The 20,962-nt window shown below is 73.3% G+C and carries 21 protein-coding genes; 10 read left to right on the plus strand and 11 right to left on the minus strand.

Annotated elements, in window-relative coordinates; genetic code table 11:
• Positions 1–20: 20 nt before the first annotated feature.
• Both ACWGSR_RS29295 and dgoD read left to right on the plus strand, forming a co-directional pair.
• Positions 21–773, plus strand: coding sequence for an SDR family NAD(P)-dependent oxidoreductase (locus ACWGSR_RS29295; RefSeq protein ID WP_453570802.1), 753 nt, complete (start codon positions 21–23; stop codon positions 771–773).
• Positions 770–1,915: a galactonate dehydratase gene (gene dgoD, locus ACWGSR_RS29300; protein ID WP_453570805.1), complete on the plus strand. Its 1,146-nt coding sequence runs from the start codon at positions 770–772 to the stop codon at positions 1,913–1,915. The genes ACWGSR_RS29295 and dgoD overlap by 4 nt, the downstream gene beginning before the upstream one ends.
• 82 nt (positions 1,916–1,997) lie before the next feature.
• Here dgoD and ACWGSR_RS29305 read toward each other — a convergent pair whose 3' ends face one another.
• The 4 genes from ACWGSR_RS29305 to ACWGSR_RS29320 all read right to left on the minus strand — a co-directional run bounded on the left by ACWGSR_RS29305 (position 1,998) and on the right by ACWGSR_RS29320 (position 7,587).
• Positions 1,998–3,026 (minus strand): ABC transporter permease, encoded by a 1,029-nt coding sequence (locus tag ACWGSR_RS29305; RefSeq protein ID WP_376241779.1) that lies wholly within the window; start codon positions 3,024–3,026, stop codon positions 1,998–2,000.
• A complete protein-coding gene (locus ACWGSR_RS29310; RefSeq protein WP_453570808.1) occupies positions 3,023–4,627 on the minus strand; it encodes a sugar ABC transporter ATP-binding protein in 1,605 nt (534 codons plus the stop codon). The genes ACWGSR_RS29305 and ACWGSR_RS29310 overlap by 4 nt, the downstream gene beginning before the upstream one ends.
• 141 nt (positions 4,628–4,768) lie before the next feature.
• Entirely contained in the window at positions 4,769–5,818 is a 1,050-nt protein-coding gene (locus ACWGSR_RS29315) for a substrate-binding domain-containing protein (RefSeq protein ID WP_376241783.1), read from the minus strand.
• Between the two features lie 803 nt (positions 5,819–6,621).
• The gene (locus ACWGSR_RS29320) at positions 6,622–7,587 is read right to left on the minus strand and encodes a pirin family protein (RefSeq protein WP_453570811.1); all 966 of its coding nucleotides are present in this window, start codon (positions 7,585–7,587) and stop codon (positions 6,622–6,624) included.
• A gap of 173 nt (positions 7,588–7,760) precedes the next feature.
• On the opposite strand from ACWGSR_RS29320, the gene ACWGSR_RS29325 reads away from it, so the two are divergent.
• The 3 genes from ACWGSR_RS29325 to ACWGSR_RS29335 all read left to right on the plus strand — a co-directional run bounded on the left by ACWGSR_RS29325 (position 7,761) and on the right by ACWGSR_RS29335 (position 9,329).
• Positions 7,761–8,105: a tetratricopeptide repeat protein gene (locus tag ACWGSR_RS29325; protein WP_376237532.1), complete on the plus strand. Its 345-nt coding sequence runs from the start codon at positions 7,761–7,763 to the stop codon at positions 8,103–8,105.
• 52 nt (positions 8,106–8,157) lie between these two features.
• A complete protein-coding gene (locus ACWGSR_RS29330; RefSeq protein WP_453570814.1) occupies positions 8,158–8,556 on the plus strand; it encodes a DUF6153 family protein in 399 nt (132 codons plus the stop codon).
• Positions 8,557–8,678: 122 nt separating this feature from the next.
• Positions 8,679–9,329 (plus strand): DUF305 domain-containing protein, encoded by a 651-nt coding sequence (locus ACWGSR_RS29335; RefSeq protein WP_453570859.1) that lies wholly within the window; start codon positions 8,679–8,681, stop codon positions 9,327–9,329.
• 70 nt (positions 9,330–9,399) lie between these two features.
• Here ACWGSR_RS29335 and ACWGSR_RS29340 read toward each other — a convergent pair whose 3' ends face one another.
• Both ACWGSR_RS29340 and ACWGSR_RS29345 read right to left on the minus strand, forming a co-directional pair.
• Entirely contained in the window at positions 9,400–11,067 is a 1,668-nt protein-coding gene (locus tag ACWGSR_RS29340) for an amidohydrolase (RefSeq protein ID WP_453570817.1), read from the minus strand.
• A 46-nt stretch (positions 11,068–11,113) separates the two neighbouring features.
• Complete coding sequence (locus ACWGSR_RS29345; protein ID WP_376237524.1) at positions 11,114–12,529, minus strand: purine-cytosine permease family protein; 1,416 nt, start codon at positions 12,527–12,529, stop codon at positions 11,114–11,116.
• Between the two features lie 182 nt (positions 12,530–12,711).
• Here ACWGSR_RS29345 and ACWGSR_RS29350 point away from each other — a divergent pair, with 182 nt between their 5' ends.
• Entirely contained in the window at positions 12,712–13,320 is a 609-nt protein-coding gene (locus ACWGSR_RS29350; protein WP_376237522.1) for a TetR/AcrR family transcriptional regulator, read from the plus strand.
• Positions 13,321–13,327: 7 nt separating this feature from the next.
• Here ACWGSR_RS29350 and ACWGSR_RS29355 read toward each other — a convergent pair whose 3' ends face one another.
• Entirely contained in the window at positions 13,328–14,770 is a 1,443-nt protein-coding gene (locus ACWGSR_RS29355) for a dihydrolipoyl dehydrogenase family protein (RefSeq protein WP_453570822.1), read from the minus strand.
• Between the two features lie 115 nt (positions 14,771–14,885).
• On the opposite strand from ACWGSR_RS29355, the gene trxA reads away from it, so the two are divergent.
• Positions 14,886–15,266 carry a thioredoxin gene (trxA, locus tag ACWGSR_RS29360; RefSeq protein WP_376237517.1) on the plus strand — a complete coding sequence of 127 codons (381 nt, stop codon included), beginning with the start codon at positions 14,886–14,888 and terminating at the stop codon, positions 15,264–15,266.
• Between the two features lie 60 nt (positions 15,267–15,326).
• On the opposite strand, the gene ACWGSR_RS29365 is transcribed toward trxA, so the two are convergent.
• Both ACWGSR_RS29365 and ACWGSR_RS29370 read right to left on the minus strand, forming a co-directional pair.
• Positions 15,327–16,514: a thiolase family protein gene (locus tag ACWGSR_RS29365; protein ID WP_432128342.1), complete on the minus strand. Its 1,188-nt coding sequence runs from the start codon at positions 16,512–16,514 to the stop codon at positions 15,327–15,329.
• A gap of 171 nt (positions 16,515–16,685) precedes the next feature.
• On the minus strand, positions 16,686–16,949 hold the full coding sequence (locus ACWGSR_RS29370) for a hypothetical protein (RefSeq protein WP_366378591.1): 264 nt from the start codon (positions 16,947–16,949) through the stop codon (positions 16,686–16,688).
• Positions 16,950–17,114: 165 nt separating this feature from the next.
• Between ACWGSR_RS29370 and ACWGSR_RS29375 the strand changes: the two genes are divergently transcribed.
• From ACWGSR_RS29375 to ACWGSR_RS29385, 3 genes are all read left to right on the plus strand, one after another.
• Positions 17,115–17,822, plus strand: coding sequence for an alpha/beta fold hydrolase (locus ACWGSR_RS29375; RefSeq protein WP_453570827.1), 708 nt, complete (start codon positions 17,115–17,117; stop codon positions 17,820–17,822).
• Between the two features lie 14 nt (positions 17,823–17,836).
• On the plus strand, positions 17,837–18,067 hold the full coding sequence (locus tag ACWGSR_RS29380) for a hypothetical protein (protein WP_376237509.1): 231 nt from the start codon (positions 17,837–17,839) through the stop codon (positions 18,065–18,067).
• 82 nt (positions 18,068–18,149) lie between these two features.
• Complete coding sequence (locus ACWGSR_RS29385; protein ID WP_376237506.1) at positions 18,150–19,577, plus strand: SPFH domain-containing protein; 1,428 nt, start codon at positions 18,150–18,152, stop codon at positions 19,575–19,577.
• A gap of 290 nt (positions 19,578–19,867) precedes the next feature.
• Here ACWGSR_RS29385 and ACWGSR_RS29390 read toward each other — a convergent pair whose 3' ends face one another.
• Both ACWGSR_RS29390 and ACWGSR_RS29395 read right to left on the minus strand, forming a co-directional pair.
• Complete coding sequence (locus ACWGSR_RS29390) at positions 19,868–20,035, minus strand: hypothetical protein (RefSeq protein WP_376237503.1); 168 nt, start codon at positions 20,033–20,035, stop codon at positions 19,868–19,870.
• A 77-nt stretch (positions 20,036–20,112) separates the two neighbouring features.
• Positions 20,113–20,943, minus strand: a complete 831-nt coding sequence (locus ACWGSR_RS29395) for a TIGR02452 family protein (RefSeq protein ID WP_453570832.1) — start codon at positions 20,941–20,943, stop codon at positions 20,113–20,115.
• Between the last annotated feature and the right edge of the window lie 19 nt (positions 20,944–20,962).

Genomic DNA, 20,962 nt, shown 5'->3' on the forward strand with positions numbered 1-20,962 from the left:
GCACGCACAGGAGCATCGTCATGAACCGTTTCCACGGGAGGACGGCCGTAGTCACCGGCGCGTCCTCCGGCATCGGCGCGGCCGTCGCCGTCCGCCTGGCCGCCGAAGGGGCGTCCGTCGTCCTCGCCGACATCGCCGAGGAGGCCGGCACGGACCTCGCGGAGAGGATCGGCGTCGACGGCGGACACGCCGCGTTCGTACGCTGCGACGTCTCCGACGAGAAGGACTGGGACGCGCTGCGCGACCGTACGCACGCGCTGTTCGGTCCCGTCGACATCGTCCACAGCAACGCGTTCACGCACCGGGACGCCGCCGCGCACGAGCTGACCGCCGCGGACTGGAACCGCGAGATGTCCGTCAACCTCACGGCGGTCTACTTCGCGGTCCGCGCCTTCGTCGAGGACCTGCGCGCCGCGCGCGGCTCGTTCGTCGCCACGTCCAGCGTGCACGCGCTGTTCGGCCTGCCCGGCCACCCGGCGTACGCGGCGGCCAAGGGCGGCATGTGCGCGCTCGTCCGCCAGCTCGCCGTCGAGTACGGGCCCGACGTGCGCTTCAACTCGGTGCTCCCGGGCCCCATCCTCACCGAGACCTGGGACGGCGTGGCGGAGGACGACCTCGAACTGTCCGCCCGCGCGACCGCCCTCACCCGGCTCGGCCGCCCCGAGGAAGTGGCCGCCGCCGTCGCCTTCCTGGCCTCCGAGGAGGCCTCGTACATCACCGGGACGAGCCTGACCGTGGACGGCGGCTGGACCGTGAAGAAGGAGTCCAAGTGAAGATCACCTCCCTGCGCACCTATCTGGTGGCCCCCCGCTGGTGCTTCCTGCGCGTCGACACGGACGAGGGGATCACCGGCTGGGGCGAGCCGGTCGTCGAGGGCCGCGCGCACACCGTCGCCGCCGCCGTCGACGAGCTCTCCGAATACCTCGTCGGCCAGGACCCCCTGCGGATCGAGGACCACTGGCAGGTCCTCACCAAGGGCGGCTTCTACCGGGGCGGCCCGGTGCTCTCCAGCGCGGTGGCCGGCATCGACCAGGCGCTGTGGGACATCGCGGGCAAGGCCCTGGGCGTTCCGGTGTGGCAGCTGCTCGGCGGCAACGTCCGCGACCGGATACGGGTGTACAGCTGGATCGGGGGCGACCGTCCGACCGACGTCGCCGAGGCGGCGGCCGCGCGCCGCGCCGAGGGTTTCACCGCGATCAAGATGAACGCCTCGGCGCAGCTGCGGCTCATCGACACGCCGAAGGCCGTGCACGACATCGTCGCGCGGGTGGCGAGCGTCCGCGAGCGGGTGGGGGACGACTTCGACATCGCCGTGGACTTCCACGGCCGGCTCACGCTCCCGATGGCCCGGCGGGTCGTACCGCTCCTGGAGGAGTACCTGCCGTTCTTCGTCGAGGAGCCGGTGGTGCCCGAGCTGAGCGACCGCATCGGCGATGTCGTCCGGTCGACGGGCATTCCGGTGGCGACCGGTGAACGCCTCTACTCCCGCTGGGACTTCAAGAAGGTCCTGGAGTCGGGGGTGGCCGTCGCCCAGCCCGATCTCTCGCACGCCGGGGGGATCTCGGAGGTACGGCGGATCGCGGCCATGGCGGAGGCGTACGACGTCTCGCTGGCCCCGCACTGCCCGCTCGGTCCCCTCGCGCTCGCGGCCTGCCTCCAGGTGGGGTTCGCCACCCCCAACCTGCTGATCCAGGAGCAGAGCCTGGGCATCCACTACAACGAGGGCTCCGACCTGCTCGACTACCTCGTGGACCCGTCGGTCTTCCGCTACGACGACGGGCACGTCGGGCTCCTCACCGCTCCGGGGCTGGGCGTCGAGATCGACGAGAAGGCGGTGGAGCGCGCCGCGGAGACCGGTCACCGCTGGCGCAACCCGGTGTGGCGGCGCGACGACGGCTCGCAGGCCGAGTGGTGACGCGTACGGTCCGCTGACCGCACGCGTGAGGCCCGTCCCCTTCCCGGGGGACGGGCCTCACCCGTACGACGGTCCGTGCCGGTCAGTGCGGAAGTCCGACGGCCCGTTCGCCGCTCCGGCGCTGCTGGATCACCACGGCGGCCACGAGCAGGGCGCCCTGGGCGACGTTCTGCCAGAACGTGTTGATGCCCTCGACCGTCAGGCCGTTCTCCAGGGCGCCGAGGAGGGCGACGGCGAGCAGGGTGCCGCCGACGCCTCCCTTGCCGCCCTTGAGGGCGCAGCCGCCGAGCGCCGCGGCGGTGATGGCCTTGAGTTCCAGGCCCTCGCTGCCGGAGACGGGCTGGCCGGAGCCGGTGCGGGCGGTGAGCAGGATGCCGGCGACGGCGGCGACGACGCCGATGAGGGCGTAGACCGCGACGAGGTACTTGTTGATGTTGATGCCGGCCAGGCGGGCGGCGGTGTCGTTGCCGCCGATCGCGTAGAGGTTGCGGCCGATGTCGGTGTACTTGAGCATCACGTGCACGGCGATCGCGACGACGACGAGGATCCAGATCATCACCGGCAGGCCGGCGATCCTGCCGCGGCCGAGGAACACGAAGACCGGGTCGTTGAGGACGTAGCCCTGGGCGCGCCCGTCGGAGACCAGCTGGGCGACGCCCTTGTACGCGGCGAGTCCGGCGAGGGTGGCGATGGTCGGGTTGACCCGCCCGTAGACGATGGCCACGCCGTTCACGACGCCGACGAGGGCCCCGACGAGCAGTGCGGCCCCCATGCCGAGGTACGGGTCGGAGCCGGCCGAGGTGAAGGCCATCGCGCTGACCACGGAGGCCAGGCCCGCCTGCGAGCCGACCGAGATGTCCAGGCCGCCGCAGATGATGACGACGGTCTGGACGATGGCGAGGAGGCCGGTGATCGTCACGGCCTCGCCGATGACCTGGATGTTGGCCCAGCTCAGGTAGTTCTCGTTGAGGGCGCCGAACAGGCCGAGGACCACGACGAGCGCACCGATGAGGCTGAGGTTCTGCCCGCCGAGGGCGGCCAGCGGCGAGCGCCCGCGGGCCTTCGGCGGGGCCTTCTCGGTCTCGGCCGGGGAGGTGGTGGCGGTGGTCATCGGGGGCCTCCATGGGCGGAGTCGGTACGGGTCGGGGCGGCGGCCGGAGTGGCGGGAGCTTCGGCCGTGGCCAGGTCTTCGGCCATGGCGAGGTTGAGGATCGATTCCTCGGTCGCCTCGGCGCGGGCGAGTTCGCCGGTGACGCGGCCGTTCTGCATCACCACGACGCGGTCGGCGAGTCCGAGCACCTCGGGGAGCTCGGAGGAGATCACGAGCAGGGCGACGCCGTCCCGCGCGAGGTCGGCGACGATCCGGTAGATCTCCGCCTTGGCGCCGATGTCGATGCCCCGGGTGGGTTCGTCGAGGATCAGGACCTTCGGCCGGCGCAGCAGCCACCGGGCGAGGACGACCTTCTGCTGGTTGCCACCGGACAGCTTGCGCACCTCGTGCTCGATGGACGGGGTGCGCACCCTGAGCCGGTCGGAGAAGTCCTGGGCGGCCGCCTTCTCGCGGCCGCCGCGGACGAAGCGCATCCGGCGCAGCCGATCCAGGCTGACCAGGGAGGTGTTGTCGCGGATGGAGCGCTGCAGGAAGAGGGCCTGGGCCTTGCGCTCCTCGGGGGCCAGACCGATGCCGGCCCGGATGGCGTCCTTCGGGCTGCGCAGCTTCAGGGGCCGGCCGTTCAGGGTGATCCGTCCGGAGCGCAGGGGGCGGTCGCCGGCGAGCGCGAGTCCCAGCTCCGAGCGTCCGGCGCCCATCAGTCCGGCGAGGGCGACGACCTCTCCGGCCCTGACGCGGAGGCTGATGCCGGTGACGTCGTCGGTGGTGACGCCGTCCAGTTCGAGGACGACCTCGTCCCGGGCCACGTCCTGCCGTACGAACAGCGAGGAGAGGTCGCGGCCGACCATCATCCGCACGACTTCGCCCTCGGTGGTCCGCGCGGCGTCGAGGACTCCGGCGGAGGCGCCGTCGCGGAGCACCGCGATCCGGTCGGCGAGCCGGAAGATCTCCTTCATGCGGTGGGAGACGTAGACGATCGCGATGCCCCGGGCGCGCAGTCGGCCGATCAGGGCGAACAGGGCCTCGGCCTCGTTCTCCGCGAGCGAGGAGGTCGGCTCGTCGAAGGCGATGACCCTGGCCTCGCCGGTGAGCGCCCGCAGGATCTCCACCAACTGCCTCTGGGCGGGGGTCAGTCGGGATCCGAGCTGGTCGGGGTCGATGACCTTCTCGAAGCCGAGCCGGGCCAGGTCGGCGGTGATCCTGCGGCGCAGCTCGGCGCGGTCGAGGCGCCGACCGGCCTTGCGGGGCAGGGATCCGGCGTAGACGTTCTCCGCCACGGAGACGTGCGGGATGATCTCCGGTTCCTGCGGGATGATGCGGATCCCGGCCCTGCGCGCGTCCTGCGGCGAGGCGAACGAGACCGGTGCCCCGTCGAGGAGGACGCGTCCTTCGGTGGGCCGGTGGTCGCCGGTGAGGATCTTCAGCAGCGTGGACTTGCCCGCGCCGTTCTCGCCCATGAGGGCGGTGACCTGTCCCGGGGGGAAGCTCAGGGTGACGCCGCCGAGGGCTTGAACGGTGCCGAAGCGCTTGGTGATGTTCTCGACGGCGACACCGGCACCTGGGGTCGCCGTCGTGATGGGTGGGGTGCCGGGTGTGGTCATGGTGGCCTCACGGGCTGGAGGGAATGGGGACGGAGCGCCGGGCGGCGGGGGACCCCGCTGGTACGGCGATGCGGCGGGCGGCCGGGAGAGCCGGTGCGGCGGGCGGGACAGGCCGCCGCACCGGCGCCTGGGGGCCGCGGCTCAGCCGCAGGTGACTCCGGCGGACTTCCAGGTGGAGGCGTCGACCATCGTGGTCGGGGCGAAGGCCTCCTTGGGGAAGGCCTTGCCGTTCTTGAGCCTGTCGTACATGGTCTGCACGGCCAGGGCGCCGACGTCCTCGCCGTTGATGAACAGCGCGGCCTTCATGCCGGACGGCTTGCCGGAGCTCCAGTTCTTGCAGGCCAGGTAGGCGCCGAGGCCGACGCCGATGACGTCGTCGGCCTTGAAGCCGGCGTTCTCGAGGGCGGTCACCCCACCTTGGACGTTCTCGTCGTTGCAGCCCCAGACCACCCAGTGCTTGACGCCGGGGTTGGCGGTGACGGTGGCCGCGATCTTGTCCTGGGCGCCGGTGGGGCTGTTGTCCGTGGGGACGTCGATGTTCCGCACCGTGGCGCCGGAGCCGGCGGCGAAGGCCTCCTTGGCGGCCTTGACGCGGTCGGTGCAGACGGTCACGTCCTGCTTCCAGGCGGAGAGGGTGCGGGTCTCGGCGGGGTTCCAGCCGGCCTTCTTGAACTCGGCGGCGGCGCGCTTGCCGACCTCGCCGCCCATCTGGGCGCCGCTGAAGCCGATCCGGGGCACCAGGGCGTCGGCCGGACAGGAGGACGGGTCGGGGCCGGTCGTACAGATCTGGTCGTCGGAGGTGAGCAGGGCGACCTTGGCGTCCTTGGCGATCTGGGCGACCTGGGGGCCGACGGCCGGGTCGGGGACGACGACGATCAGGCCGTTGCTCTTCTGCGAGATCGCCGACTGGGCCTCGCTGATGGTCTTGTTGGCGTCGTTGCCGAGGTTGACGACCTTCAGGTCGATGCCGAGCTCGTCCGCCTTGGCCTTGGCGCCGGCCGCCTCGCCGACGAAGTACTCCTGGTCTCCCTGCTTCTGAAGGTAGGTCAGGGATATCTTGCCGTCGACCTTGGCGGCTTCCCCGCCCGGGCCGGCCGCCTGCTGCCCACTGGAGCAGGAGGTCAGCGCGAGCACGGAGGCCAGGCCCAGGACGACCGCCGCCACCGGCCGCCGGTTGTATTCAGTGAACATGTCATTCCCCTTGCTGGGACGGGCCGCGCGTGGCCGGCCGGTGGGACACGGGATCAGATGGACTCGCGGGGGATCGCGGCGCGGGGGGAACGACGGTTCCGGTCCTGTCCGACGACGGTGCGAGAGCGGACGACCGGGCACTTCGGAGCGATGAAGTCACCACAGTCGATCGCGAACCAACTCAACGAACCACAGAAAATCGCCGTTTCCATCAAAAGTCAACAGACCCTCATGCTGGTTCCGGTTCGATACGCCACCGTTACCCAGGCAGGACACCTGGGCGGGGCTGTTGGCCGTTCATGCCACGACAATCACTGGTGCGTACATCAAGATGTTGAAAAATGTTGGACTTGCTCAGAGGTGGTGGAGCCGACGTCCTGACGGGTGACCGAGGGACGAGAAAAGCCCTTCCCACCGGGTCAGCGGCATGCGCGCCTTGGTGGCGACCACCTTCGCCGTGTCGCTTCCGGCCACGTACCGTTCCGTGTCGACGCCTCAGACGGTGGAAGCACCGCTACGGCACGAACCGCATCACGTCGATCGTCCAGGCCGCTCCGGCCCGGTGCGGGAGGTGTCGTGGCATCCGGGCCGCCTGGTCGAGTCCGGGGAGCGGTGCGGGGCTCATGTCCGGGAAGGGTCCGCGGCCCTACCGGCCGTCTCCGCACCCGGCCCCCGGCAGTCGCCGGGAACGAAGCGCACTCGCTCCGTGGAAATCGCGCCCGGCCGGACGGATGCGGACCGGGAGTCCCGGCATGGCGGCCGTCAGCGAGGGCACGGCCAGCCCGGCCGCAGGTTTCCCCAGGTCAGCGCACCCGTCCCCGCGGCTTCAACGGAACGGCGGGCAGCTCGGGGGCGGACAGGCGGGCGCCGTCGTAGCCGTGCACCTCGCCGAACCGCGAGCCCTCCTCCCAGTCGTTGCGCGCCTGTGCGATCTCCTCACCGGATCGGCCGACGAAGTTCCACCACATGACGATCTCCTCGGCGAAGGGTTCGCCGCCGAGGAGCATCAGGCCCGCGTCCGAGAGGGCGCGGAGGGGGAGTTCGGTGCGGCCGCAGCCGAGGTAGAGCATCGAGCCGGGCAGGACGGGCACGCCGTCGACGCGGGTCTCGCCGGACATGGCGAGGACCGCGTACTCGAAGTCGGGCTCCAGCGGGAGGTTCGCCTCGGTGCCGGCCGCGAGGGCGAGGTCGGCGCCGACGATCGGGGTGTACGCGGTGCCCGGCGAGGCGGCGCCGTCGAGGGAGCCCAGGATCACCGTGGCCGTGAGGCCGGGGGCGGTGGCGCGGGGCAGGTCGGCGTGGTGCTCGAAGCGGGGTTCCACGTGGCGGTGGGCGTCGGGGAGGGCGACCCAGAGCTGGGCGCCGTGCAGGAAGCGGGCGTGCGGCCGGGGGCTCTCCTCGGAGTGGGAGATCGCCCGGCCGGAGGTCATCAGGCCCAGCTCGCGCGGGCGGATGGTCTGGAGGCTGCCGGTGGAGTCGCGGTGCAGCACCTCGCCCTCGTGGAGCCAGCTGACGGTCTGGAGCCCCGTGTGGGGGTGGGGCGGGACCTGCATGCCGGGCTCGTCGGCGATGTCGTCGGGGCCGTAGTGGTCGACGAAGACCCACGCGCCGACCATCCGGCGGCCCAGGTTCGGGAGCAGCCGGCGGACCTCGGTCGATTCGCCGAGCCGGACGTGGCGGGGGCTGAGGAGTTCCCGTACCGGCTCGGCGACGACGAACCCGCGTCCGCCGCAGACGGTCGGCACGGCCTGGCGATCGAGATTGCTCATGGCGCCCAACCTATTCCCGTCCGGGAGCGGCGGGGCGAGGCGCTCCGGTGGGACCGCGAGAAGTCGGGTGAGCGCCGGAAGACAGTAGTGGAATGTTCAACCAACTCGGCTTGTTGAACCGGTCGACCGCCCCCACCGGGCGGCGGATCCTCAGCTCCGGAAAGGAAGAGCGAGTGAGCGACACGTACTACGAGTTCGGCACGGCCGGGGAGCGCTGGGACCGGGCGCGGCTGTTCTTCGACGCGAAGGAGTACGGGACCGCCGTCCGCATCCTGCGCGGCCTCGTCGCCGAGCACCCGGACCAGACGGCCCAGCGGCTCCTCCTCGCCCGGGCGTACTACCACTCCGCCCGGCTGTCGCGGGCCGAGGACGAGCTGCGGGCGATCCTGGAGCGCGACCCGGTCGAGCACTACGCCCGGCTGATGCTCGGCCGCGTCCTGGAGCGGCAGGGGCGCCCGGAGGAGGCCGCGCCGCATCTGCGGATGGCCGCCGCCATGGCGGGCGAGACGGTGTCCTGACGCGCTCTTGATACCCCCGCACGGTATATTCGCCGGCCAGGAGGTCCTGACCGTGCGTACACACCGGGCGGAACGCCGTCGACGAGCAGGAGGTGCCCTCGCGCACCTCCTGCTCGTCGTCGTGCTCGCGCTCGGCGTGTTCCTGATGCACACCATGGGCCACCCGGAGGGCTCCGACGGCGGCACGCACACCACCGCCGCCACCGCCTCTCCCGCGCACGACGGCGGGAGCTCCGACGCCCGGCACGATCCCGGCCCGGGGACGGACATGACCACGCTGTGCGTGGCCGTCCTCGGCGTCTGGCTGCTGGCGCGGCTCGTCCTGGCCGCGCTGGGACGCGGCCCCGAACGGCTCGTCCCCTTCCTGGCGCGCCTCGCGCACGTACGGGCTCCGCACGCCCCGCCCCGCCGTCCCCCCGACCTCGCCCTGCTGTCCGTCCTGCGGATATAGGCGGCCGTCCCGCCCACGGGTGCTCCACAGCAGCGCCCGTGAGCCGCTTCGACCCGCCCTTCTCCCTTCGTACGGAACCGTGAGGATCCGTACGCACAGCACACGAGGTGTCACCCATGCGCATGCGCGCCTTCACGAACCGCGCCACCCGGACGTCCGCCCTCGTCGGCGCCGTCGCCGCGACCGGACTCCTGCTCACCGCCTGCGGCGCGGACGACGCCGCCCCGTCGGCGTCCGCCACCGCCTCCCCGTCCGTCACCGCCGCCGCGCCGGGGTCGGCCGCCTCCCAGGCGCCCGCTCCGGGGCCCTTCAACGACGCGGACGTCATGTTCGCGCAGATGATGATCCCCCACCACGAGCAGGCCCTGGAGATGGCGGAGCTCGCCGGCGGCCGGGCCGAGGACGCCGGCGTCAAGAAGCTGGCCGCCGCGATCGCGCGGGCCCAGGACCCGGAGATCCGCAGGATGCGGGCCTGGCTCAAGGGCTGGGACAGGCCCGAGTCCGCCGGTCACGCGGGCGGCCACGGCTCCGGTCACGGCATGGCCGGGATGATGTCCGAGCAGGACATGAAGGACCTGGCGGGGGCCCGGGGCGAGGAGTTCGACCGCGCCTTCGCCGAGCTGATGATCGCCCACCACGAAGGTGCGGTGACCATGGCGGAGGACGAGCGGAGGAACGGCCTCGCCCCGGCGGCCAGGAAGCTCGCCGACGACGTCGTGCGGACCCAGTCCGCGGAGATCGCCGAGCTGCGGAAGATCCTCGACCGGCTCTGATCCCCGGTCCGCCGTCCCCGGTCCGGCCGTGCCGGACCGGGGACGGTCCACGGCCGGACCGGTGTCCGGGTCACTCCCCCGTACGGCGCTCCACGACCACCTCGCCGCCGACCACGACCGTCTCCGCGACGGTGCCCGGGATGTCCTCGGGGGCGATGCGGAGGATGTCGCGGGAGAGGACGACGAAGTCGGCCAGCTTGCCCACGGTCAGGGATCCGCGCTCGTGCTCCAGGAAGTTGGCGTACGCCGAGCCCCTCGTGTAGCCCTCGACGGCGGTGGCGACGTCGATCGTCTCGCCGGCCGTCCAGGCCTCGCCGCCGCCGGGCGGGCGGCGGGTGACGGCGGCGTGGATGCCGACCATGGGGTCCATCTCGGCGACGTTCCAGTCGCTGGAGAGGGCGAGGACCGCGCCGGCCGCGTGCAGGCTGCGCAGCGGCCAGGCCTTGTGCCAGCGGTCGGGGCCGACGTTCTCGGCCCAGTCCTGGCCCGGTCCCGCGATGTCGGGGGCCGCGTGCCGGGGCTGCATGCAGGCGACGACGCCGAGCTCGGCGAAGCGCGGGGTGTCGTCCGGGTCGAGGCACTCGACGTGCACGACCTGGTGGCGCGCGTCGCGCGGTCCGTTGGCGGCGCGGGCGCGTTCGACGGCGTCGAGGACGGTGCGGATGCCCCGGTCGCCGGTGGCATGCACGAAGCACTGGAAGCCGCGCGCGTCGAGCCGGGTGAGCAGCTCGGCGAACTCCTCCGGCGGGTAGAAGGTGTCGCCCCGGTGGTGGGAGCAGCCCGCGTACGGCTCCAGGAGGGCGGCGGTGCGGGGTTCGACGACGTCGTCGATGTACAGCTTGAGCGGGCCGACCCGCAGCCGGTCGTCGTCGTGCGCGTCGGCCGCCGCCGCGAAGGCGTCGAGGTCCGCCTCGGTGGTGCCGCGCGGGTGGAAGAGCGCGGCGACGATCCGGGAGCGCAGCCGGCCCTCGTGGCGGGCGCGCTCGAAGAGGGCGAGGTCGTCGAGAGAGTTCTGCGGTTCGACGACGGTGGTGATGCCGAAGCCGATGGCGTCGTCGAGGCTCTTGGCGAGCCGTCCGTACTGGCGGTCGGACGAGGCCCAGGGCAGGCCGAGGTCGCGCAGGGCGCGGTGGCCCTCGCGCGAGAGGCCCTTGATCGCGAAGTCCTTGACGAATCCGGTGGGTTCGCCGGTCGCCGGGTCGGTGACGGCCCGGCCGAAGGGCAGGTCGGTGTGGTCGCGGTCGACGCCGAGCCGCTTGAGGGCGGCGGTGTTCAGCCAGGCGGTGTGCACGTCGTAGCTGAGGACGAGGGCGGGGGTGTCGCCGGTGGCCGGGTCGAGGTCGGCGGCGGTGGGCATGCGCCCGCCGGGCACGGCCGAGTAGTCGAAGGCCTCGGCCTCGATCCACTCGGCGTCCGGGTTCGCCGCGTGCCAGGTGCGGATCCGCTCGTGGATCGCGTCGAGGGTGCGGGCGCCGGCGAGCTGGACGCAGGCGTCGTCGGAGCCGAGGCGGACGTGGTTGTGGGCGTCGACGAAGCCGGGCAGGACGAGCCGTCCGCCCGCGTCGAGGACCCGGGTGCCGGGCCCGGTCCAGGCGGCGGCGCCGTCGTCGGAGCCGATCCAGACGATGCGCCCGTCGCGGACGGCGAGGGCCTCCGCCTCGGGGAGGCCGGGGTCGACGGTGTGGATCCGGGCGCCGGTGAGGACGAGGTCGGCGGGGACGGGGGCGGTGCTGTTCATGCGGGGTGGCTCCATGACGTACGGGAGGGGTGGGGTGCGGTGGCTGTCAGGTGCGGTGCGGGGTGACGCGCCCGCGGGCGAGGAGCACGTACACCAGGGCCGAGACGGCCGCGCCGAGCAGGGTGAGGTCCGCGCCGCCGAGCGGGGCGACGAGCGGGCCGGTCCACAGTTCGGAGTCGCAGGTGAGCGCGGAGAAGACGAGGCCCGCGAGGAGGGCGGTGAGGCCGGCCGGGTGCCAGCCGGAGCGGTACCAGTAGGCGCCGCCGGTGTCCGCGTGCAGGCCGGCGGAGTCGTAGGTGCAGCGGCGCAGCACCATGTCGGCGAGGAAGACCCCGCCCCAGGGGGCGAAGACGATGATCAGGAGGGAGAGGAAGGAGAGGAGCGAGGTGGTGAAGTCGGTGAGGAAGAGGGCGCCGAGGGAGCCGGCGGCGGTGACGGCGGCGCTGATGACGATGGCGCGGGCCCGGCTCCAGGGGATGCCGAGGACCTGGAGGTTCAGGCTCGACGAGTAGAGCGTGATGATCGAGTTGGTGACGGAGCCGCCGAGGACCAGGGCGAGGAAGAGCGGCTGGAACCAGCCGGGGAGCAGGCCCTCGGCGCCCGCGACGGCGTCGGTCATGTCGGCCTGGGTCGCGGCGGCCGCGCCGGCGACGCCCAGGGCGACGGAGGAGAGGAAGCCGCCGAGGGCGCCGCTGCGGGTGACGGCCCCGAGGGAGGTCGTGCGGGGCAGGTAGCGGGTGTAGTCGGCGGGCATCGGGAGGTACGAGAAGGGGCCCGCGAGCACGACGACGAAGGCGAGGCTCCAGGCCTGGGCGCCGGGCGCGGCGGCGGGGGCGGAGGTGTCGGCGCCGGGCAGCACGAGGACGACCAGGGCGGCGAAGCCGACGGCGAGGACGTACGCCATCCAGCGTTCGGCGAACTGGACGGTGGCGTGGCCCCAGAGGGCGACGGCGAAGGTCAGCGCGAGGGTGACGGCGAGGGCCAGGGCGCGGGGGGCGTGTCCGCCGCTCCAGCCGAGGTCGGCGAGGAAGGCTTCCAGGGCGAGGGTGCCCACCACCGTGTTCACGACGGTGTAGCCGATGCTGACGATCCAGTTGAGGAGGCCGGCGGGCCAGTTGCCCCGGCGGCCGAAGGCGGCGCGGGAGACGACGAGGGTGGCGGTGCCGGTGCGCACGCCGCTGAGGCCGGCCGCGCCGATGGCGAGGAAGGCGAGGCCGCCGGTCACGACGACGGCGGTGGCCTGCCAGAAGGAGAGCCCGAAGGCGACGGCGAGGGCGCCGTTGATGACGTAGGTGAAGGTGAGGTTGGAGCCGAACCAGAGCCAGAAGACGTCCTTGGCGCTGCCGTGCCGTTCGGCGTCGGGTATGGGGTCGATGCCGTGTTCCTCGACCTGGAACACCTCGTCGCGGCCCGTGGTCCTCGCGGTTCCCGTGGTCACGGCCGCCGTCTCGTGTCCGAGCACACCGCACTCCTGTCTTGAATGCCGTTCTAAGTTTTAGAACGGCATTCAAGATGTGCGAAAGGTTCCGGCCACGTCAAGACCTTCGGAGGTTGCGGTTAGGGTCGGTCCCTACAGGGCGGATCCGCGCACGACGGATCCTGCGTGGCGGAGACGGACGGAAGAGCGGGACGGGGACGGCGGCGGTGGCAGGCACGGCACGACGGCGGGACGGGCACGTCACCCAGGAGCGGATGCTGGAGGAGGCCATGGCGGCGATCGCCGAGGACGGCCTCGCCTCCCTCACCATGTCGGCGCTCGCGGAGCGGCTCGGCACGAGCGGCGGCCACATCCTGTACTACTTCGGCAGCAAGGACCTGCTGCTGCTCGCCGCCCTCCGCTGGAGCGAGGCGGCGCTGGCCGGGGAGCGCCGGGCGCTGCTCGGCCGGCGGGTCGCGGCGGAACGCAAGCTGGACCTGTTCCTGCGGCTCTACCTGCCGCGCGGGCCCCGCGACCCGCGCTGGACGCTGTGGATCGAGCTCTGGGCCCGCGCGGCCGGGAACGACGCGCTGCGCGAGGCCCAGGTCGAGCTGGACCGGGGCTGGCAGGAGGACCTGGAGGCCCTGCTCGCGGCGGGTGTCGCGCGGAAGCGCTTCGCCCCGCTGGACACCGGCGCCCGCGCCTCCGAACTCCTGGCGCTGCTCGACGGGTTGAGCACCCGGGTGGTCCTGGGGCAGGACCCCGGGGCCGTCCTGGAGGTGGCCCGCTCGGCGGCGCGGGCCCTGGTCCCCCGGGGCGCTTCCGCCGAGCGGTGACGGGGCCTCAGCCCCGGTAGGCCTCCAGGAGGCGCAGCCACGCCTCGCTCAGCGTCGGGTACGAGGGGACGGCGTGCCACAGGCGGGCGATCGGGACCTCGCCGACGACCGCGACCGTCGCCGAGTGGAGGAGCTCGCCGATCCCCGGGCCGACGAACGTGGCGCCGACGACGACCTCCCGGTCCAGGTCCACGACCATCCGCGCGTGGCCCCGGTAGCCCGGCGCGTAGAGGCCGGCCCCCGCGACCCGCGTCATGTCGAGGTCCACGGCCCGGACCCGCAGCCCGGCCCGCTCCGCCTCCGCGAGCGACAGGCCGACGGCGGCCGCCTCGGGGTCGGTGAAGACCACCTGCGGGACGGCGGCGTGGTCGGCCGTGGCGGCGTACGCGCCCCAGCTCCCGGAGTCCGGGAGGGCCTCCTCGCGCGCCCTGGCGGCGATGGCGGCGCCCGCGATCCGGGCCTGGTACTTGCCCTGGTGGGTCAGGAGGGCGCGGTGGTTGACGTCCCCGACGGCGTAGAGCCAGTCGGTGCCGAGCACCCGGAGGCTGTCGTCGACGTCCAGCCAGGAACCGGGCTCCAGGCCGACCGTCTCCAGGCCGACGTCCTCGGTGCGCGGGGCCCGGCCGGTCGCGAAGAGCACCTCGTCGGCCTCGACGTGGTCGCCGCCCTCCAGGACCACCGTGACCGGGCCGGTGCCCCCGTCCCGTACCACCGCCGTGACGGACGCGCCGTCGCGGATGTCCGCGCCGCGCTCCCGGAGCGCCTCGGCCACGTGTTCGCCGACGAAGGGCTCCATGCGGGGGAGCAGGCCCCCGCCCCGTACGAGCATCGTCACCTTCGAGCCGAGGGCCTGCCAGGCGGTGGCCATCTCCGCGCCCACCACTCCCCCGCCCACCACGACGAGCCGCTCGGGCACCTCCTGGGAGGAGGTCGCCTCGCGGCTGGTCCAGGGCCGCGCGCCGGGCAGTCCGGGCAGCTCCGGCAGGACGGCGCGGCTGCCGGTGCAGACGGCGACCGCGTGCCGGGCGGTGAGCACGTGGCGCTCGCCCTCGGGGCTCACGACCTCGACCCTGCGCGGCCCGGCGAGGCGGCCGTGGCCGCGCAGGACCCGGACGCCGATCGAGTCCAGCCAGTCGAGCTGGCCGTCGTCCTTCCAGTCGCCGACGACCTCGTTCCGGTGGGCGAGGACCGCCGCCGCGTCCAGGGGGCCGCCGGCCGCCTCGCGCAGACCGGGGAGCGCGCGGGCGTCGGAGCGGGCGATCCCGGGCCGGAGGAGCGCCTTGCTGGGCATGCAGGCCCAGTACGAGCACTCGCCGCCGATCAGCTCGCTCTCGACGATCGCCGCGCTCAGACCGGCCGCCCGCACCCGGTCGACGACGTTCTCGCCGACCGGTCCCGCGCCCAGTACCACCACGTCGTAGGCCTGCTCGTCTTCCACCACATGTGTCATGATCCCAGTCTGCGGGCAGGGGCCTGGAATAGTGCGGCTCGATACGCCGTTGTGCCCGGCGAGTCCCCCGGGGACCGTGAGGACACCACCAGGAGACCCCGAAAGGCAGGCAGGCATGAGCACCGTAGAGCTCACCAAGGACAACTTCGACGAGATCGTGAGCGACAACGAGTTCGTTCTGATCGACTTCTGGGCTTCGTGGTGCGGTCCCTGCCGTCAGTTCGGCCCGGTCTTCGAGGCGGCGTCCGAGCGCCACCAGGACCTCGTCTTCGCCAAGGTCGACACCGAGGCCCAGCAGGAGCTGGCCGCGGCCTTCGAGATCCAGTCGATCCCGACCCTGATGATCGTGCGCGACAAGGTGGCCGTGTTCGCGCAGCCGGGCGCGCTGCCGGAGGTCGCCCTCGAGGACCTCATCGGCCAGGCGCGGAAGCTGGACATGGACGAGGTGCGCAAGTCCATCGAGAACGCCCAGGCGCAGGGGAACCCGCAGCAGTAGCGGACGCGAGAGGGGTACGGGAGGACTTCCCGTACCCCTCTTCGGCGCGTCCGCGCGGTCTCAGCGCTCCAGGACCAGCGCCAGGCCCTGGCCGACGCCGATGCAGAGGGCGGCGAGGCCCGTGCCCGAGCCGGCCGCCGCGAGCTGGTGCGCCACGGATCCGGCGAGGCGGGCGCCGGACGCGCCGAGCGGGTGGCCGATCGCGACGGCCCCGCCCCGCGGGTTGACGAGCTCCGGGTCCAGCTCCGGCCACTCGGCGAGGCAGCCGAGCGCCTGGGCCGCGAAGGCCTCGTTGAGCTCGAAGGTCCTCAGGTCGGCGAAGGAGCGTCCCGCCCTGTCCAGGGCCCGGCGGACCGCCTCGACCGGGCCGAGGCCGAAGAGCTGGGGCTCGATGCCGGTGACGGCGGAGGTGCGGATGCGGGCGAGCGGTTCGCGGCCGGTCTCGCGCAGCCCCTCCTCGTCCACCAGGAGCAGGGCGGCCGCGCCGTCGTTGAGCGGGGAGGAGTTGCCCGCCGTGACGGTGCCGCCCTCGGCCCGGAAGGAGGGCTTGAGCCGGGCCAGGGCCTCCGGGGACGTGTTGTCCCGGATCGACTCGTCGCGGGTCAGGTCCACGTCGGGGTAGGGCACGACCTCGTCGTCGTACAGGCCCTTCGCCCAGGCCTCGGCGGCCTTGCGGTGGCTGGCGAGGGCGAAGGCGTCCTGCTGCTCGCGGGTGATGCCGTGCCGGTCGGCGACCAGCTCGGCGCCCTCGCCGAGGGAGACCGTCCACTCGGCGGGCATCCGCGGGTTCGTCATGCGCCAGCCGAGCGTCGTGGAGTGGAGCTGCTGGTGTCCGGCGGGGAAGGCCCGCTCGGGCTTCTGGAGGACCCAGGGGGCGCGGGACATCGACTCGACGCCGCCGGCGATCACCACGGAGGCGTCCCCGAGCGCGATGGCGCGGGCCGCCTGGATCACGGCCTCCAGGCCGGAGCCGCAGAGGCGGTTGAGGGTGACGCCGGGGACGGTGACGGGCAGTCCGGCGAGCAGGACGGCCATCCGCGCCACGTCGCGGTTGTCCTCGCCCGCGCCGTTGGCGTCGCCGAAGTAGACGTCGTCGACGCGGGCCGGGTCGAGCGCGGGCGAGCGGTCGACGAGCGACCGTACGACATGGGCCGCGAGGTCGTCGGGGCGCACGGGGGCGAGGGCGCCCCCGAACTTCCCGATCGGGGTGCGGACGGCGTCGACGATGTAGACGTCGCGGATGCTCATCGGTTCTCTCCCACGTGACCTTCGGAACGACTCTGTTCGTCTGTTCGGCCGGTGGAACCGTTTTCGTCCCACCGGGCGCGCAGAGTCTCTGCCCGACGGCCCGCCCTGTCAACGGAGCGTTTCAGGACGTACGCGGGTGATGCGGGGCACTTCGGCGGGCGGGAGGCCGGGTCAGGGAGCGGGACGGACCAGGGGCGTGAGGGCGTAGTCGAGTTCCCGGCCGTCGACGAGCAGCGCCTCGACCGTGCGCGTCTCGGGGTCGATGTCGGCCCGGATGCCGTGCCCCTCGTAGATCGGGTAGCCGGTCTCGCCGTGCCGTCCGGTGGCCTCCACGACGGCCGAGCGGACGGCGCTGTCCGCGACGGAGGCGCCGTGGCGGTCCTCGACGTGCTCGGGCACCAGCAGGATCTCGAATCGCTTCGGAACTGTGCTCATGCGTCGACGCTAAGCGCTCGGCGGGGCTCGCGCCGGACGACCCGCGAGACCGGCCGGCCCCTCCCCGCACCGCGACGCCGTCCCTCCCCGCCGCCGTACTGTGTCCGGTACCGGACGTGCCGACGGGGCGCTCCGGACCGCGGAGAGGGACGGAGGGGCGGCACCGTGCGTCTGCACACCACCACGTGGGGGTCCGGGGACCGGACGGCCCTGCTGGTCCACGGCATCATGGCCGACCACCGCACCTGGCGCCGGGTCGGGCCCGCGCTCGCGGAGCGCGGCTACCGGGTGGTCGCGGTGGACCTTCGGGGGCACGGGGCGAGCGGGCGGGGCGCGGGGCCCGAGGAGTACCGGCCGGAGGACTACGCCGACGACCTCGTGGAGACCGTGCCGGACGGCGTCGACCTGGCCGTCGGCCACTCGCTGGGGGCGCTCGTGCTCTCCCGCGCGGTGGAGAGGCTGAAGCCCGGCCGGGCGGTGTACTCCGACCCGGCCTGGCACCTGCGATCGGGTCCCTTCGGCTACCGGGCCGAACTCTTCGTCCGGGGGAAGGAGTTGACCCGCGAGATGGTCCGGGGGCTCAACCCGGCCTGGTCGGAGGAGGACGTCGACGACGAGACGGCGGCGGTACGGGTGTGGGACGAGCGGACGGCGTACGGTCTGACGCCGTTCGTGGGCGCCGACCTGTGGCCGGCCCGGCCCGTCGTCCCCTCGCTCGTCGCCCTCGCCGACCCGAGCCTGCTGGTCGCGCCCGACGACGCCCGGATGCTGACGGAGCGCGGCTTCGAGGTCCGTACGGTGGCGCGGACCGGGCACACCGTCCACCGGGACGACTTCGACGGGTTCATGTCCGCGCTCGACGGCTGGATCTGACGTACCGTTCGGTCATGGACGACGCGTCGATGGAGACCTCGATGGTGGGACTGCTCGGCCGGGTGACCGGCACCGTCGGGCCGGGGCTCGTCGGCGAGGTGATCGTCCGGATCCGGGGCGGCGCCGAGCACTTCCTCGCCCATCCGGCCGTGCCGAGGGAGCGGATCGAGATCGGAACGGTCGTCACCGTCATGGAACATCTCCCTCCGCGCACCGTCTACGTCACAGCCGCGTACGAGGGTTGACGGAGGCGTTGAGCGGCGCCCGTCGCGGGCGCACACTCCCCTCACCGGGTCCGCTCGGCTCCGGTGAAGGGGGACCTTGCCCATGGGCATCGGAATCATCGCGGGCGCCGCCGTCGGCGCCGTCGCCGTTCTGATCGCTGTCTTCAAGATGATGTGGCGCGTCGCCGAACCCAACGAGGCGCTGATCATCTCCGGTTCCAACCACAAGAACGAGGGCCTCGGCGAGGGCATGGGGTTCCGCATCGTCACCGGGCGCGGCACCCTCGTGCTGCCCGGGGTGCAGGCGGTGCGCAAGCTCTCGCTCGACCTCAACGAGACGCAGCTGTCCGTCGAGTGCGTCACCCACCAGGGCATCCCGCTCAAGGTGCGCGGCGTGGTGATCTTCAAGGTCGGCGACGACTTCGTGTCGATCGCCAACGCCGCCCGCCGCTTCCTCGACCAGCAGAAGCTGATGAGCGAGCGGGTGCACATCGTCTTCGCCGGTCATCTCCGCGCCATCGTCGGCGGGTTGACCGTGGAGGACATGATCCGCGACCGGGAGAAGCTGACCGGGCAGGCGCGGTCGGCCTGTGGCACGGAGATGGAGAAGCTCGGGCTGATCGTCGACTCGCTCCAGATCCACGAGATCGAGGACCCGACCGGGTACATCAAGAACCTGGCCGCGCCGCACGCCGCCGCCGTCCAGCGGGACGCGCGGATCGCGCAGGCGGAGGCGAACCGGCGGGCGACCGAGGCGGAGCAGCAGGCCGCGGCGCGCATGTCGGAGGCGACCCGGGACAGCGAGATCCTCCAGGCGGGCTACCAGGCCGAGCGGGACCAGGCCTCCGCCCGGGCCCGGCAGGCCGGTCCGCTGGCCGAGGCGGCCTCGCGGCAGGAGGTCGTCGTGCAGGAGACGCGCGTCGCCGAGCTGGAGGGGCACCGCAAGGAGCAGCAGCTCCAGGCGGAGGTCCGCAAGCCGGCCGACGCGATGGCGTACGAGACCCGGACGCTGGCGGAGGCCGAGCGCGACGCCCGGATCTCGGCCGCCGAGGCCGAGGCGAAGGAGACCGAGCTGGCGAGCGCGGCCAGGGCCACGGCGACCCGGCTCACGGGCGAGGCGGAGGCGGCGGCCCAGCACGCGAAGGGGCTCGCGGTCGCGGAGGCCACGCGGGCGAAGGGTCTGGCGGAGGCCGAGGCGATCAAGGCGCGGGCGGCGGCGCTCGCGGAGAACCAGGAGGCGGTGGTCGCCCAGCAACTGGCCGAGAAGTGGCCGGAGATCGTCTCCGCGGGCGCGTCCGCCTTCGGGAACGTCGACCAGATGGTGCTCCTGAACGGCGCCGACGGCATGGCGGACGTCTTCGCCAAGGCCCTGACGATGGGCGGCACCGGCCTCGGCCTGGCCCGGCAGCTCCTCGCCACGATGAGCCCGGCGGCGCGGGAGCAGCTGGGCGGGGTGGTGCCGCCGGCGCCCCGGACGGCGGAAAGCGTGTCGGAGAGGGTGGAGATCACGGTCCGGGAGGAGGAGGGGTAGGTCCCGACGACGGTCCGGGCCCGCGTCTCCACGGGCGGGCCGGGTCCGGTACTCCGGGTACGGGCCAGGTCCGTGCCCGGAGTGCTACGGGCCGGCTCCGCGCCCGGGGTACGAGCCGGGTCTGCGCACGGGCACGGGACGGGCCCGCACCCCGGGTAAGGAGCCGTGCGAACCGGATCGTGCCCGCGTCCCGGGCACGGTCGGGGCCCGGCGCCGTGGTGGCGTCGGGCCCCTCGGTCCCACCGCGGCCGGGACGTCGGCCGTGGTCCCCGGTCGCGGGGGGAGCCGTGTCAGTTGTGGCCGAACCTGCGTTCCTTGCGGTGGCCGTGTTCCACCGCCGAGATCGGCGTCTCCCGCGCGGTGACCCGGGAGGCCTTCTCCTTCGCCGCCGCGTCGGTGCGGTGTTCGTGGCCGCCGGTGCGGGCCCCCTTGTTCACACGGGTCTGTTTCTTGCCCACGATCGTGCCTCCCGTGACGGGTTTCGGACATCGGTCCGCATCCCTTCAGCGTGGCACGCGCGTGCGGGGGCCGCACGTCAGGCCGTACGGCCGACGACCCGGGCGAAGGCGGCGAGCGTCGGCGTGCCGGAGGCGCGGTCCAGGACGGCGAAGACGACCTCCTCGAAGTGGCCGGCGAACCGGCCGTCCCCGGTGAGCAGCGCCGCGAACGCGCCGGCGACCTGTTCCGGGTCGTTCCGGAAGACCCCGCAGCCCCAGGCGCCGAGGACGAGCCGTCGGTATCCGGCCGCGGCGGCCGTCTCCAGGACGCGTTCGGCGCGGGCGGCGAGGGCCGCGGGCAGCCGGTCGGCGCGCTCGGGGGCGGTGCGGCGGACGACGCCCGCGTTGGGGGCGGGCGAGGTGAGGAAGCCGACGGTGAAGGGCTCGGCGAGCAGGTCGCCCCGGTCGTCGCGGAAGACCGGCACTTGGGGCGAGTGGATGACGCGGTCGGAGTAGAAGACGTCCCGGTCGGCGCGGTGGTGGTCGTAGTACTCGGGGACGCGCAGCAGGGTGGCGTGGAGGGCGGAGGACCGGCAGAGCGCCTCCTCCTGGGCCTGGGCGCCGTTGAGGTAGCCGCCGCCGGGGTTGCGGGCGGAGGCGAAGTTCAGGACGGCCACCGGGCGGGCGGGGTCGGCCGAGGTCATCCGGCGGGCGGCGGCCAGGCTGCTCTCGCCGGTGACCTCCAGGGTGGGCGTGCGGTCGGTGTCGGGGGTGACGGCCACGGGGCCGGGGCCGTGGAGCCGGGTGCCGGCCAGGGCGGCGGCCAGGTCGTCGGCGACGGAGACGGTCCGGCCGTCCCGGGTGCGGTAGTGGCCGGCGGCGACGATCTCCTCGGTCCGGGCCGCGATGCTGCGCAGTCGTGCACTCATGGACGCCAGAATGATCGTT

The sequence above is a fragment of the Streptomyces sp. NPDC055632 genome (genome assembly GCF_053618675.1).

Coding starts and splice junctions, on each gene's coding strand:
- ACWGSR_RS29295 (WP_453570802.1), top strand. CDS start 21: ATGAACCGTTTCCACGGGAGGACGGCCGTAGTCACCGGCGCGTCCTCC.
- ACWGSR_RS29305 (WP_376241779.1), bottom strand. CDS start 3,026: ATGACCACCGCCACCACCTCCCCGGCCGAGACCGAGAAGGCCCCGCCG.
- ACWGSR_RS29310 (WP_453570808.1), bottom strand. CDS start 4,627: ATGACCACACCCGGCACCCCACCCATCACGACGGCGACCCCAGGTGCC.
- ACWGSR_RS29315 (WP_376241783.1), bottom strand. CDS start 5,818: ATGTTCACTGAATACAACCGGCGGCCGGTGGCGGCGGTCGTCCTGGGC.
- ACWGSR_RS29320 (WP_453570811.1), bottom strand. CDS start 7,587: ATGAGCAATCTCGATCGCCAGGCCGTGCCGACCGTCTGCGGCGGACGC.
- ACWGSR_RS29335 (WP_453570859.1), top strand. CDS start 8,679: ATGCGCGCCTTCACGAACCGCGCCACCCGGACGTCCGCCCTCGTCGGC.
- ACWGSR_RS29340 (WP_453570817.1), bottom strand. CDS start 11,067: ATGAACAGCACCGCCCCCGTCCCCGCCGACCTCGTCCTCACCGGCGCC.
- ACWGSR_RS29355 (WP_453570822.1), bottom strand. CDS start 14,770: ATGACACATGTGGTGGAAGACGAGCAGGCCTACGACGTGGTGGTACTG.
- trxA (WP_376237517.1), top strand. CDS start 14,886: ATGAGCACCGTAGAGCTCACCAAGGACAACTTCGACGAGATCGTGAGC.
- ACWGSR_RS29365 (WP_432128342.1), bottom strand. CDS start 16,514: ATGAGCATCCGCGACGTCTACATCGTCGACGCCGTCCGCACCCCGATC.
- ACWGSR_RS29370 (WP_366378591.1), bottom strand. CDS start 16,949: ATGAGCACAGTTCCGAAGCGATTCGAGATCCTGCTGGTGCCCGAGCAC.
- ACWGSR_RS29380 (WP_376237509.1), top strand. CDS start 17,837: ATGGACGACGCGTCGATGGAGACCTCGATGGTGGGACTGCTCGGCCGG.
- ACWGSR_RS29385 (WP_376237506.1), top strand. CDS start 18,150: ATGGGCATCGGAATCATCGCGGGCGCCGCCGTCGGCGCCGTCGCCGTT.
- ACWGSR_RS29395 (WP_453570832.1), bottom strand. CDS start 20,943: ATGAGTGCACGACTGCGCAGCATCGCGGCCCGGACCGAGGAGATCGTC.